Raw genomic sequence first — 15,259 nt, 5'->3', positions numbered from 1 at the left:
TTAAATCCAAACTAACTGTCTATTTTTATCATGTACGAGAAACAACCAACTAAAGAATAAAATAAACAAGTCTAAACATACTCCAATCTAAGCATTAAAAAGTATAAGTCACACATCAGATTATCATGCATTAAAAATGTTTGATTCATGTTTCATTTTCGTTATTAAAAATGATAAAGCAATAGCTCTAAATCACAATTTAAGGATTTTACTTGTCACGAACCTATCTATTTTAAACATTGATGTATAGTTTATTTCCCTATATTAAGCACTGATAACAATAGGATTAGTTGGAATATAGGTAATAATAAAGATTTCCGTATTCGTAGCATGATGAGTTCAGCTACCCACATAATCCATTACCTAAATAACGGTTTTACTCTGCAGTTTCACCACCAGCACGATTGTGTTCAGTCCCTAACGAGGCATACATAAGCCTTAACATAATAATGTCTAACTTAGGATAAATGATGAAAAAGAAAATATTAACGTTTGCCATTGGTAGTGTTCTCTCAGGCGGTGTACAAGCCGCATTAACAGATATTTTAATTACTGAGTATGTAGAAGGTGGTGGCTACAATAAAGCGCTTGAGCTGACTAATCTCGGTGATACCGACTATGCGTTTCCTGCCAACATAGGAATTAGTAAGCAAGGGGATGGCAAGACTGATGGTTGGGGGACTTTATTTGATCTTGAAGGAACCATAATTACAGCTGGTAACACATTTGTTTTAGTTGAAAAAAACAGTCGTTCTCAAGTTATAAGGGATGCGATTACGGCCAATGGTGGTACCCCAGTCCTTGCAACGGCAAGTTTTGCTAATGGTAACGATGCCCTAGCTCTTGCTGATATTACAGATCCTAAAAATCCAGTATTAATTGATGTAGTTGGCGTTGTTGATAGCAGTCAAAACTGGGGGAAAGATCTCACACTACGCCGTCGTTTGTTAGAGGGCGATAATACGCCAGTACAAAAAGTAGCTTACGACCCTAAAGAATGGTTAGAACTAAATAAAGATGACTACACAGGTCTTGCTATCGCGGATCTCGCACCTGCTCCGGTTAAATTCACCTGTACAGAAGATAATATAAAAACGACCATTGAAGACATTCAAGGCGATAGTTGGAAATCACCACTTATTGCTAAAGGTAAATACGAATCGACAGACAGTATTTATGTTGAAGCGATAGTCACTGCAGTCACTAGCCTACCGAGAGTGGGTCTATACCTTCAACAAACAGGCTCTAACCCACTCCGCTCAGCGGGTATTTTTGTCGAAACGAATGTGGCGACAACTGATCTTATCGGCAAGACCGTTTGTTTAAGCAGTAAAGTGTATGAAGATTATGGTTTTACTAAACTGAAAACAAGTAGCTTTAAAATTATTGATACAGATACAGCGGTACCGGAAGCCGTTGAAATTAAAATCCTAGATACTGACGTTAATGATAAAGGAGATTTTGATTTCCAAAAAACACTTGAGCGTTATGAAGGCATGTTAGTTCGCTTACCAGCCGACATGGATGCAAACCTAGATGGTGAGCAAACCATGCGCATATCAAGAACGTTCTCTCGTGATTATGGAGCAAGAAGGGACAACATCTCTCTTGCTTATAAACGCCCGAACATGCAGCCTAACCAAGAACATGTCGCTGGCAGTGCTGAAGCAAAAGCTCAGATAGCAGAAAATAAAAACTACCGAATGATATTGGAAAGTAACGAAAAAGTAGAGAATGACGGAAGTATTCCTTATTACCCTACATTCCTCGATAACCCCAATGTTAATTACATTCGCGTTAATGACAGTGTCGTGGGTATTGAAGGTATATTAAGCCATAGCTATGGTAACTTTAGTCTTACCGTGACCAATGAAGTAACGGTGGATACCTTCAAGCACACGACTCCAAGAACAGACAAGCCATCATTAAACACAGACACTGTTGATCGCGAATTCCCTATTACTATTGCAACTCAAAATGTACTTAATTTATTTAACTCGCCTGTCGGTGGGGATAAAAACCCAACAGGGCAAAACCGTGGCGCCCTATCACAAGCTGAATATGATCGACAATTAGCTAAAATCACGGCAGCCATACTTGCATTAGATACCGATATCGTCGGTTTAATGGAAATTGAAAATAATGGTTTTGGTGATAATGGTGCGCTGAAAGCCTTAGTAGAAAGTATTAATAGCGATATTACCGATACTAAAAATCATTATGTTTTCGTTGGTATAGACAGCAATAACGATGGGAAGTTAAATAACGAAGATACCATTGGTACAGATGCGATTACAACAGGACTGCTGTACCGCCCAAGTAAAGTCACTTTGGATAGCTCTGGTATCATCCAAATGCCACAGCAACATGCTCCGGCAATCGTGAATGAAGAAGGCAAAGAAATTGAAAGTGGAGATAATTATCAACGTGATACTCTCGCTGCAACATTTATTGTTAATCAAACAGGTAAAAAACTAAATATTGCTGTTAATCACTTTAAATCAAAAGGCTCAACTTGTTGGGAAGATGTTGAGAGTGGCAAAAAAGTCGATAATGATCTACAAGGTTCCTGTGAAAATTTCCGTGTCGCTGCCGCTTATCAACTTGGCACTGAATTCGGTAAACTTAAAGGTGACAGTGTCATTCTAGGTGACTTAAACGCTTACGGTTCTGAAGACCCACTATTAGTATTAACTCAAAATCTTACAAAAAAAGTACTTACAACAGCACGCAATACCTATATCGGCGGCGATAAAGACACCCTAGGTACACCACAATTCAATCCAGAAGGAATACCGTTTACAGTTGATAGATCATTTAACTACGTAAATATTGTAGATAAAATGGATAAAGTGAAGGGTAAAACAGGTTGGAGCTATTCATACAATGATGAAATTGGTTCACTGGATCATATGCTCGTTAATGCGTCACTTGAAGCGCGTGTAATTGATGCGGGTGATTGGCACATCAACAGTACCGAGTCTACTTATTTCCAATATAATAAAGAGGGTAAATACGGCCCTGTAATCAGTGATGCTGCATATGATGCATATAATGGTGGAGAAGCAACACCATTCCGTTCATCAGATCACGATCCTGCGTTCATGTCACTTCGCTATAAGTATGGTGAAGCCGATGTAGGTCAAGCGGTGGTATTACCTATTATTGATAATACGATTAACCTAACATACGCGGTTCCTGAAGGTATAGAAACGAAAAAAGGTGATATTACGACAGTTACACTAACACCTAAAGCGAGTGTTAAAACTCTCGTAGGGATAGCCGTACAAGGAGATACTCTACGCTTTGTACTAGAGAGTGGCAATCAAACTACTGTGCCAATGGAGCTCAAGGGCATTCAGTCTGGCGATTACACCATAAAAATACAACTACACCGAGTTAAAGGTGTACATGAAGTTGCGCTACCAAATTCAGATGTAAGCATGGATGTCACAGTAGCACAGTCTGCTTTACCTGAAGTAGGCATTGCTCCACCTACAGCACCAACTACACCAACTACACCAACTACACCAACTATACCAACTATACCAACTACACCAACTACACCAACTATACCAACTACACCAACTACACCAACTACACCTGAAAATCAAAAATCAGGTGGTTCATTTGGTATCTTCGGTATCGTTTCATTACTCGGTTTTAGTCTCTTACGTCGTAAAGCTAAATAACGACAGCTAGCTTATGCGTTATCTATTAACGCATAAGCTAAAATGAGAGCTAATCGACATATATTATTCACATTCCGCAGTTATCATAAACAACCAACTATTAATATTTTTCAATAACTTAAATTCATTAACGACGAAGGTATAAGGCTAACGATGAATAAATCTTTACTCCTCTTTGCAGTATTCGCGACGATAAGCTCAGGTTCCGTACTTGCCAGTCCCAATATCTGTACTAATTGTCCAGTATTAAACAAAGTTAAAGACATCACAAACTATGCCCCTGGTACTTATTATGCCAACTCTCAAGCGGCATACGGTGGTGATCTCGCTACATTCAGAAAAGCCATCATTTCTGATATATCCAAAGGCCAAAAACAACTAAGTTATGGTGAAGTTTGGACTGCATTAACGCATACCGATGAAGATCCCCAAAATTCTGATAATGTTATTTTACTTTATAAAGGTAATTCAATTCCTAAAAACCACAATGGCTCAGGTGCAGCTAGCGCGAATCAGGATTATTGGAATCGGGAGCATACTTGGCCTAAAAGTCACGGTTTCCCAAAGAAATCTCAGCAAGGTTATACCGATATCCACCACCTCCGCCCTGCCGATATTTCGATGAATAGTGCTCGCGGTAACAAAGACTTTCATAACGGCGGAACGCCAGTAGCTGAAGACAATAGAAACCTAAGCACTAAGTATACTTGGGAGCCTAGAGACGAAGTGAAAGGAGACATAGCTCGGATGATGTTTTATATGGATGTCCGTTATGATAAGAATACAGGGATAAATATGCCTAACTTAATTTTAGTTGACGCAATAAACACGAATCCGACCAGCGGTAAGAATTTACCTAAACTGGGCAAGTTGTGTACCCTCATAGAGTGGCATTTTCAATATCCCGTCAATGATTTTGAGCGAGCACGTAACAATGCGATTTATGAATACCAAGGTAACCGTAATCCATTCATTGATAATCCAGAATGGGTAGATACTATCTATGAAGGGAGATGTAGTGAAAGTAAGGTATCAAATCAAACTTAAACCGAAGAAAGGTATTGTAATTTCATCAGTACGATAGAGATATTTAACACCATAATTCACGCTGACTAATAGATGCATAATTAAAAAGCCATGACGGTTTATCGCCATGGCTTTTATTTTACATCTTTGTATAAACTTTGCTATTTAGCAATGCTACATACTTATATCAATTATAAACCATGTCATTTTTTGGTTCAAAATCAGCGACATTAATCGGTGAATTTGCTTCGATATACTCTTTTAGTACTTCCGCATCCACATAACCAGTGTTTACAAACGATGCATGCTCCATGATTTTCGGATAACCGTCACCGCCGGCTGCGTTGAACGATGGGATAGTGAAGCGGTATAACTTGCTCATATCCATTGCTTTACCGCCAATCTTCACATCTGAAACTTGACCGTTTGCAACTGTCATCGAAATACCAGCGAACTGTGCAAATGCACCAGAGTCTTTCATCTTAGTGGCGACTACATTTAAGTAATCCATCACTTCAGCGCCTGACATCTCTACATAAGTAAGTATATTGCCAAATGGCTGTACGGTTAATACGTCTTTATATGTGATTACACCGGCCTCAATTGACGCACGTACACCACCTGAATTCATGATACCGAAATCTGCTTTTGCACGCTCCATATGTGCTGTTGCAATCAAACGACCAAGGTTTGTTTGGTTGTTACGCACAACGTCACGATCACCTTGTAGTAGGCCATTAGACTGACCAATTTTGATACCTAATGCTGCTTGGCCTTTTTCCTGAAACGGTTGGAGTGTTGCGAAAACAGCTGGATCTTGGGCTATCTCATCTTGGATTAATACTCGTTTTTTCTTACCATCCACTTTGATTTTTTTCTTTAAATTAACTGGAATAAGATTGTATGACTGTAATGTAAACTCACCATTTTTAAAAGTATAATCCGCACGACCTACATATTTTCCCCATTCATGTGCTTGAACGATATCAGTTCCATTTTGCACGTCAGGTGTACAATCTTGCCCTGGTTTGAATTTCGCGTATTCAGCGCCTTCCATACACAAAGGTTCTTGTGAGTGGCCACCCACGATCATATCTAAATCACCTTCGTTCAAGTAGCGAGCCAGCTGCACATCACCCGGTGCATTGGAACCATTGTCACCGTTAAGGTAATGGCCCATGTGCGTTGCTGCAATGATCACATCTGGGTTTTCAGTTTCTTTCAATTCAGCGATGATGGCTTTGGCTTCCACTTTTGGATCACGGAATTCCAATTCGCTAATAAATTCAGGATTACCAATCTTTGCTGTATCTTCGGTCGTTAGGCCAATAACGGCAATTTTGATACCCTCTTTATTAAAGATCTTGTAAGCATCAAACATGCGCTTGCCATCTTTATAGATGTTCGCAGAGATGAATGGGAAGTTTGCCCAACCTTCTTGTTTCGCGAGTACGTCAAGCGGGTTATCAAATTCATGATTACCTAATGTCATCGCATCGTAACCGATCATGTTCATACCAATGAAATCTGGTTCAGCATCTTGTAGATCTGATTCAGGTACGCCGGTATTAATATCACCACCAGATAACAAGAGTACAGAACCGCCTTCGGCTTTAACCTCTGCACGGATGTTATTGACCAGTGTGGCACGTGCAGCCATACCGCGTTCACCGTACTTATTCTGCCAGAAATTACCGTGGTTATCATTGGTGTGTAAGATGGTGATATTGTATTCTTTATCTTGCTTCCATTCATGCTTAGGCTGTTGGTCTGTTGTAGCGCAACCCGCTGCAATAGCCATTGTTAAAGCAGAGAGCGCTATATTTTTAAGTTTCATAGAGTTGTCCGATTAGTCAGGGATGTTAGAAAAATAAAGCCTCTATTGAAAATAAGAGACCTTATATTAAATAAGACTATTGAATTAGATAAATAGTCTTAGAACCAGTAGTAAGCTTTAACGTAACCTAGCGCACCACTTTCACCATTCTTAAGAACATCACCAATTGAAACTTCAGCTGCAAGTTTAACGTTTTTAGCATATTTATATTCGCCACCTACAACAACCCATTCTGATTTGTAATCTTCCTTAGATGCTTTAACATTATCTAAATCTTCGTAGTTTACACTACCTAAAAGACTTAGTTTTTCAGTCAATTTATATTTAGCACCTATGTTAGCACCTACGATGTTTTTTTCTGAGTTTTTATCTTTATTGAAATTTTTGGTTTGATCCCAAACTAAACCAGAAATGGTTAAATCGCCTAGTTTAACTTGAGAGTGTAAAGAATAAATTTCAGTTTCATCACCCGACTCTGCACCAGCAAGAATAGTAAAGTCATCGCCAAAATAACCAATATAGCCGTTGGTGACCTGACCATATAATGAATCAGTTTCGTATGAATATTTTTGAGGCTTGTTATTGTTATCAACTTTACCATCCCAGCCCTCTAACGAGTGAGAAATTCCGACTTTAATATTACCAAATTGACCTTGGTACTTGAGCGTATTATCTTGGTCACCAGCTTCAGAAATACCAGCACCTAATTCATTTGTTACATCACCAAATGCATCATAGTGATCATACGCAGTGTCAGTACGACCAAATTCAATAGATTGTTTAGAGGCAAGTTTGTAACCAACATACGCTTTATCAACGACAAGGCGAATATTATTATCCTTGGTCCAGTCTTGACGTTCTGCATCAAGTTCAAATTTTGCGTAGAAGTCGCCAGTTGTTCCTTTAGCGCCTAGGGTCATAAATGAATCATCGACGTAGGTAGAGTCAGGACCGAATGGAGTCTTATCGGTATCAGAGATTAAAGTACCACCGATTTCCATTCCCCCATAAACTTTAAGATTGTCGCCATTTTCACTTTTATAAATAGTTGCCGCGCTTGCAGCGCCTACAGATAAGATTGAGGCCAGAGTTAGAGCTAGAGTTGAATATTTCATTATTAATTTCCTAATATTTATTATTTATTATTTATTATTTATTATTTATTATTTATTTTTATTATTATTATTTTTCTATGCAAAACTATATAAATAACGCTCTTGATACAAGCTGTAACTTTTTGATTTTTGATGGTGACGTCATATTTCTATATCATATATTTAAATAAACCTATCAAATGCAATACTGTGATATCTATGGAGTTTTCCTCTGTTAGTTAAGATATAATCTGTGCTTTTATTTTTCGACAAAAACGAGACACATAGTCACGTACCGGCAGATTTTAACTCAAAAAAATACCAGTCAGTTATTCACTGGCTGGTATTAAATATTATGACTATTTTATTTTGTACTTAGACCTTTATAACAAAGAAATTAAGCAACCATTAAACAAGACACTGAGTGTTCTTCATCACCGATTAACTGAGGTTTAGCCTTGGCACAACTTGCTTTCGCCACAGGGCAACGAGTACGGAATACACAGCCTGATGGCGGGTTTAACGGTGAAGGTAAATCACCTTCCAGCATTTCAATTTTTTTATTACGTTCAAGTACCGGATCGGGGATCGGCACTGCCGACATCAACGCTTTGGTGTACGGATGCTTCGGCTCAGCAAACAAGGCTTTTGACTCACCCAGTTCTACTGCATTACCAAGATACATCACCAGTACGCGATCAGAGATATGTTTTACAATCGATAAATCATGGGCAATGAAGATCAAACTTAAGCCCAGTTCTTTCTGTAATGATTGTAATAAATTCACTACCTGCGCTTGAATTGATACATCTAACGCTGATACTGGTTCATCACAAATGATCATCTTGGGTTTTAAAATAAGTGCACGGGCAATACCAATACGCTGACACTGACCACCCGAGAACTCATGTGGATAACGATTGATTACATTTGGCAGTAAACCTACCTTGGTCATCATGTCCTTCACCTGCTCTTTCACTTCCACTTTAGATAACTGTGGGAAGAAAGTTCGTAGCGGCTCAGCAATAATATCGCCCACCGTCATACGCGGGTTTAGCGAGGCTAATGGGTCTTGGAAGATCATTTGAATTTCTTTACGCTTTTCACGCATTTCTTCGTGTGGTAACCGGGTAAGATCCTGACCTAACCAAACTACGTTACCGGCAGCCGCTGGCACGAGTCCAATTAAGGCGCGGGCAAACGTCGATTTACCACAACCTGACTCCCCGACTACACCCAGTGTTTCACCTTCGTATAACTTGATGCTGACACCATCAACGGCTTTAAGCTTGCTTGGTGGTGCCCAAGGCCATAGCGACTTCGACGGAATATCAAATTGCACCTTCAAGTCATTCACTTCTAATAGTAACTTTTTCTCTACGGCTACTAAACCTTTCTTGGCTATATCAGTCATTACCATGTCCCCTGGTCTGAGAAGCAGGCACGTAAACGGTCGCCAGCAAACGGGATTAATTGTGGTTGTTCTTGTTGACAGTTTTCTTGTGCTCGATGGCAACGATCTTGGTATGCACAACCTTTTGGTAATGATAACAAGTTAGGTGGATTGCCCGGAATAGTCGGTAAAATATCACCTTCGGTATCTAAACGCGGGATCGACTTAAGTAGTCCTTCAGTGTAAGGGTGACTTGGCGTATAGAAGATATCGTTCACCTTGCCATACTCCATGGTACGACCAGCATACATCACCAATACCTTGTCACAACTACCGGCAACTACCCCTAAATCATGAGTGATCATAATAATCGCAGTATTAAACTTATCTTTTAATTCATTCAACAGCTGCATGATCTGCGCTTGAATGGTTACATCCAATGCGGTTGTTGGTTCATCTGCAATAAGCAGTTTAGGACGACATAGCAATGCCATTGCGATCATCACACGCTGACGCATACCACCCGAGAATTCATGTGGGTACATATTAATACGAACACGAGCTTCAGGGATCTTCACCGCTTCTAACATAAATACCGATTCTTCAAAGGCTTCTTTTTTACTCATGCCTTTATGTAAAATCAGCACTTCCATCATTTGCTGACTCACCTTCATATAAGGGTTGAGTGAAGTCATCGGGTCTTGAAAGATCATCGCGATTTGTTCTGCTCGAACATGGTTTAGTTCTTTCTCTGGTAAATTTAAGATCTCTTTACCTTCAAACTTAGCACTACCAGAAATAATACCGTTTTTCGCTAACAATCCCATGATCGCAAATACGGTTTGTGATTTACCTGAACCTGACTCGCCTACAATGCCCAGTGTTTCACCAGGGTTGAGGGCAAAATTTAAATCATTAACTGCGGTTACGGTCCCATCTTGGGTCGTAAATTCAACGCGCAGATCAGTAACATCTAATAAACTCATGTGACATCCTTAATCTTGTTCTAGCTCTACATCTAACTGTGTAATAAGCAAACTATCCTCACGTTAGAATGACTTAAATTAATTCAGCGCTTGCTCGCTCTTTAAGTCATTCTATTTAGTAACTATCTGTCTTTTGGATCCAGCGCATCACGCAGACCATCACCAACATAGTTAAAGCAAAATAACGTTAACACCATAAATGCTGCTGGGAATGCTAATTGCCAAATCGCTATTTCCATTGTTTGTGCACCTTCTTGTAATAAGGCACCCCAACTGGTCATTGGTTCTTGCACACCAAGACCAAGGAAACTTAAGAATGATTCCGTTAAAATCATGCTTGGGATCAACAGCGTTGAGTACACGGCCACAATACCCAATACATTAGGCACAATATGACGGGTAATAATGCCCCATTGACTCACGCCACATACACGCGCGGCTTCGATAAACTCTTTATTGCGTAAACTTAAGGTTTGACCACGGACAATACGCGCCATGTCTAGCCAAGCAATCGCACCAATCGCTACAAAAATTAAGATAATATCGCGACCAAAAAACGTCACTAATACAATGACCAAGAACATGAATGGAATTGCATAAAGGATCTCAAGGATACGCATCATCACACGGTCGGTTGTACCGCCGATAAAGCCAGATGCAGCACCGTACAATGTGCCGATAAGCACAGCAACGAATGCCCCCATCACACCTACCATCATCGAAATACGACCACCGATAAAGGTACGTACAAGCAGGTCACGCCCTAAACTGTCGGTGCCAAACCAATGCTCTGCCGAAGGAGCCTGATGCAGTGCATACCAATCAGTATCGTCAAATGCATACTGGCTGAGCATAGGTACAAAAATAACTGACAAGGTGATCAGAAACAAAATACATAAGCTGATCATTGCCGCTTTATTACGCATAAAACGAATGCGGGCATCTTGCCACAAACTGCGGCCTTCAATTTCTAAATTTGTCGAGAAGTTTGTTAACGCTTCTACTTTGTCTGTTTTAGATAACATATCTAGTCCCTTAGTAGCGAATTTTCGGATCGATATAAGCAAGCAAAATATCAACAACGGCATTAAATAAGATGAATAAAAAACCAATCAAAATGGTAATACCCATCACTAGGGAATAATCACGGTTAAACGCGGCGTTAACAAACAACTTACCAATACCCGGTAAACCAAAAATGGTTTCAATCACTACCGAGCCAGTAATAATGCCCACGAATGCAGGACCCATGTAGGAAACAACCGGTAACATCGCCGGTTTTAAGGCATGTTTAATAACGATATGTGGATAACTTAATCCTTTCGAACGCGCAGTTCGAATAAAGTTACTATTCATCACTTCAATCATACTGCCACGAGTAATACGGGCAAAAGTGGCAACATATAACATCGACATACCCAATACAGGTAATACCATGTATTTCAGCGAGCCATCTAACCAACCACCCGCTGGAAACCAGCCAAGATCAATAGAAAAAAGATAAATAAGGCCCGGTGCGAGTACAAAGGAAGGCATAACAACCCCGATCATCGCCGTTGACATAATACTGTAATCTAACCACGTATTTTGTCGTAATGCTGCAATCGTACCGACGAAAACACCAAATATAAGTGCAAATACAAAAGCGAAGGCACCGATTTTAGCTGATACAGGTAATGCCGAAGCAACCAGTTCATTAACGGTAAAATCTTTGTATTTAAAAGAAGGACCAAGGTCACCTTGAATCACATTCGTTAAATAAGTGGTGTATTGCTCCAACACAGGTTTATCAAGGCCGTACTTAGCGTTAATATTTGCCATTACTTGTGGCGGAAGCGTTCTTTCACTTGAAAATGGGCTGCCAGGTGCGAAACGCATAAGGAAAAAAGAGACTGTGATCAATACCAGCATAGTCGGTATTGCTTCTAGAATTCGCTTTAAGATGAATTTAAGCATAATCAACTCAACTTTTGATAATATAAATATGAGAAAAGACTGCATGCGTTATTCCGCATGCAGTTTAATATGGAAAACGATTACTCTGCGATGATGTACATATCTTTAGAATAAAGTTGGTCTTGTGCGTTGTTTTCTGCGTAACCACCCACATGAGGGTTAACAAGGCGAGCTGTAACATACTGATATATAGGAGCAATTGGCATATCTTTAGTCAGTAGTGCTTCTTGAGCATAATATAACTCTTGACGTTTTGCTTCAGAAGTTGCTTGTACAGCTAATTTAGTTAGCTTATCGTATTCAGCACTCTGATAGTGAATACCGCCAGTCGTATTGCTGCCTTCCATTAATGAAGTAAATGTAGATGCTTCGTTATAGTCGCCACACCAACCAGCACGAGACGCTTCAAAGTCCCCCTGCTTCTTGGTTTCTAGGTACGTTTTCCACTCCTGATTTTCAAGCTCTACAGATACACCTAAGTTTTTCTTCCACATTGACGCGATTGCTACCGCAATTTTTTTGTGGTTTTCTGAAGTGTTATACAGCAAGCTGAATTTTAGTGGGTTTGACTTGTTGTAACCCGCTTCAGCAAGTAACGATTTGGCTTTTTCATTACGTTCTTTCTGAGATAGTTTACCGTAAGCAGGCATCTCTGGGTTGAAGTCAGCAACGATTTCAGGGGTTAAGAAATAAGCAGGTTTTTGGCCTTGACCCAGAATAGCGTTAGCGATGATGTTACGATCAATAGAGTAAGAAATCGCTTTACGTACACGAACATCGTTGAATGGTGGTTTATGTGTATTGAAATTGTAGTAATAAGTACACAAGTTACCTTTGATCGCTACCGATTCTGCATGCTCTTTCTTCAATCGACGGAAATGTTCGTTTGGTAGCTCATAAGTGAAATCGATTTCACCTGATAGGAAGCGATTCATTTCAGAAACTTGGTTTTCAATCGGTAAGTAAGTTACTTTATTTAATACTGTGTTCGCGTTATCCCAGTAATTCTCATTACGAACGAGTACTAGACGTTCGTTCACAACCCAATCTTTAACTACGAATGCGCCGTTACCGACGAAATTTTCAGGTTTAGTCCATTTATCACCGAATTTTTCAACTGTTGCTTTATGCACAGGTTTCATCGTCGTGTGAGCCATCATCTTCACGAAATAAGGGACTGGACTTGCGAGTGTTACTTCAAATGTGTAATCATCGATTGCTTTAACACCTAAAGTAGACTTGTCTTTTTTGCCTGCAATAATATCTGAAGCATTTATCATGGTTGTCATATCTAGATACCATGAGTAAGGTGACGCCGTTAAAGGATCAACTGCGCGTTGGAAGCTATATACAAAATCATCAGCCGTTACAGCATCGCCATTCGACCATTTAGCATCCTTACGTAGGTAGAAAGTAAACACTTTATTATCTTTAGTCTCCCAGCGTTCAGCCACACCCGGAACGGTAATACCATCTGCATCTTGGTTTACAAGACCTTCAAGTAAATCACGAAGTACGTGCGCTTCAGGGACACCTTCGACTTTTTGTGGATCTAAAGAGGCAACTTCCGTGCCGTTACCACGAACTAACTCTTGTTTCGCTGCTAGTTTTACGCCAGCAGGTACTTCCGCGGCCGTTGCTGTAAGCGAAGTAGCAGCAAATGCTAGACCCGCGGTTAATAAAAGTGATTGAGTGATTTTATTTTTTAACATGTACAAACTCCAGTACGACAATTACATCCATGACCTTTATAACTTGTTTAATATTTCAATTTTTGTTGAATTAAAATATCAAACATCTCTAAAGGAGTAATCTTCACAGTAGCAATAAATTCAGTTAATTGCTATTAATTCCAAACTATCATCAATCGACAACCGTTAATACCTGTAATTCGATAATTATTCAGATTAAGCATCTAAATGTGACATTAATATACTTAATTACTCCTTATTCGAACATATGCTCCACAATCCATCAGTATTAATACTTATGACTGACAAATAATCAGCTCAACCAACAGCTAAAACAGACATTTATGTGAGAGGATTCACGCTTTCGCTTTGTTTCGAAATCGAGCACCAACAAGTGTTGACACATTTTTAAATGAACTTATATGCTCACATGACCAAGCAAGACAACCTGTCTCGTTAGGTTTTTATAAGGATCAAAAAATGAAATGGAACTTCAAAAATATAGCCCTTGCTACCGCTATTTCCAGCACAATGTTAATCACAACTCAAGCCAATGCAGGTTGGTTTGATAAACCCGAACCAACTTTTGCTAAAACCCAATATCCGATTGTGATGGTAGGCGGCGCGTTTTCATTTGATAGTGCCATAGGCATTGATTATTGGTATGGCATTACCGACGCACTGCGTGAACAAGGTGCCGAGGTATATGTCACAAACCTGTCAAGTGCCGAGCTTAACGAGGTACGTGGCGAAGAATTGGTTTATGATATCGAGCAAATTTTAGCATTAACTGGCGCTGAAAAAGTCAATCTTATCGCTCACAGTCAAGGCGCCCTCGCCTCACGCTTTGCCGCCAATGACGAACGTCTTACAGATCGTATTGCGTCAGTATCCACATCCCATGCGATGAATAAAGGTACCCATTTCTCAGATGGATTCAGAGAAGCATTTGAAGAAGGCAGCATGATTGAGAAGCTAGGTGTCCCCCTGATTAACTTTGTATTTAATACCCTCGAGTTATTGTCTGCAAAAGACGATGCAGCTGACGGTGATTACGATAGCCCTGAGCGTGGCGGTCAAGACCTATTACGTCTTGCGCAGGCGACAGATCGAGAGCAAGTTGCACAGTATGCAGCAACGTTTACCGACATGGCGGTGATGCCAACCCAAGACTGCATGACAATTAATAATGGTGAACAGGGTGAGGCAGACCCAAGCTTCTACGGTCAGACAGAATCTAACGGTATTAAGTACTTCTCTTGGGGCGGTAATCAATACAGCACCAACTTACTTGATCCGCTCGACTCAATGTTAGTACCTATATTTGGTCTATTTGTACCTGAATACAAAGACGAAGGTGGCTTCCAATGGGACGGACTAGTACCAGTATGTGGTCAAGCGATTGGTCAAGTCATCAAACTCGATTATAACGCCAATCACTTTGATGCAATTAATCAATTAATGGGACTCGGTAGCTGGAAATTAAATATCCCAGCAATCTACACGAAACATGCCAATATGCTTGCGCAGCAAGGCTTGTAGTATTTGCGTATTAAGCAATTAAATCAAAATAGAAATAAAGCA

General features: G+C 39.9%; 10 protein-coding genes. 3 read left to right on the top strand and 7 right to left on the bottom strand.

Annotated features, from left to right (window positions below; translation table 11 throughout):
• Positions 1-467 precede the first annotated feature (467 nt).
• Both HWV02_RS03510 and HWV02_RS03505 read left to right on the top strand, forming a co-directional pair.
• Entirely contained in the window at positions 468-3,692 is a 3,225-nt protein-coding gene (locus HWV02_RS03510) for an ExeM/NucH family extracellular endonuclease (protein ID WP_211689725.1), read from the top strand.
• A 153-nt stretch (positions 3,693-3,845) separates the two neighbouring features.
• Positions 3,846-4,739, top strand: a complete 894-nt coding sequence (locus HWV02_RS03505) for an endonuclease I family protein (protein WP_211689724.1) — start codon at positions 3,846-3,848, stop codon at positions 4,737-4,739.
• 166 nt (positions 4,740-4,905) lie between these two features.
• Here the strand turns inward: HWV02_RS03505 and ushA are convergent, their stop codons facing one another.
• From ushA to HWV02_RS03470, 7 genes are all read right to left on the bottom strand, one after another.
• Positions 4,906-6,555 (bottom strand): bifunctional UDP-sugar hydrolase/5'-nucleotidase UshA, encoded by a 1,650-nt coding sequence (gene ushA / locus HWV02_RS03500; protein ID WP_211689723.1) that lies wholly within the window; start codon positions 6,553-6,555, stop codon positions 4,906-4,908.
• Between the two features lie 98 nt (positions 6,556-6,653).
• On the bottom strand, positions 6,654-7,670 hold the full coding sequence (locus HWV02_RS03495; protein ID WP_211689722.1) for a porin: 1,017 nt from the start codon (positions 7,668-7,670) through the stop codon (positions 6,654-6,656).
• Positions 7,671-8,046: 376 nt separating this feature from the next.
• A complete protein-coding gene (oppF, locus tag HWV02_RS03490) occupies positions 8,047-9,069 on the bottom strand; it encodes a murein tripeptide/oligopeptide ABC transporter ATP binding protein OppF (protein WP_211689721.1) in 1,023 nt (340 codons plus the stop codon).
• On the bottom strand, positions 9,063-10,028 hold the full coding sequence (locus tag HWV02_RS03485) for an ABC transporter ATP-binding protein (protein WP_211678469.1): 966 nt from the start codon (positions 10,026-10,028) through the stop codon (positions 9,063-9,065). Before HWV02_RS03485 ends, oppF begins: the two co-directional genes overlap by 7 nt.
• A gap of 122 nt (positions 10,029-10,150) precedes the next feature.
• Positions 10,151-11,053: an oligopeptide ABC transporter permease OppC gene (oppC, locus tag HWV02_RS03480; RefSeq protein WP_211674085.1), complete on the bottom strand. Its 903-nt coding sequence runs from the start codon at positions 11,051-11,053 to the stop codon at positions 10,151-10,153.
• 10 nt (positions 11,054-11,063) lie between these two features.
• Positions 11,064-11,984: an oligopeptide ABC transporter permease OppB gene (gene oppB, locus HWV02_RS03475; RefSeq protein WP_211679994.1), complete on the bottom strand. Its 921-nt coding sequence runs from the start codon at positions 11,982-11,984 to the stop codon at positions 11,064-11,066.
• A gap of 80 nt (positions 11,985-12,064) precedes the next feature.
• The gene (locus HWV02_RS03470) at positions 12,065-13,696 is read right to left on the bottom strand and encodes an ABC transporter substrate-binding protein (protein ID WP_211678468.1); all 1,632 of its coding nucleotides are present in this window, start codon (positions 13,694-13,696) and stop codon (positions 12,065-12,067) included.
• Positions 13,697-14,155: 459 nt separating this feature from the next.
• On the opposite strand from HWV02_RS03470, the gene HWV02_RS03465 reads away from it, so the two are divergent.
• Complete coding sequence (locus tag HWV02_RS03465) at positions 14,156-15,217, top strand: triacylglycerol lipase (protein ID WP_211689720.1); 1,062 nt, start codon at positions 14,156-14,158, stop codon at positions 15,215-15,217.
• The last annotated feature ends 42 nt before the right edge of the window (positions 15,218-15,259 follow it).

The organism is Moritella sp. 28 (assembly GCF_018219435.1).
Taxonomy (GTDB): domain Bacteria; phylum Pseudomonadota; class Gammaproteobacteria; order Enterobacterales; family Moritellaceae; genus Moritella.
The sequence above is the reverse complement of the archived record's forward strand: the minus strand, read 5'-3'. Positions and strand labels throughout refer to the sequence as shown.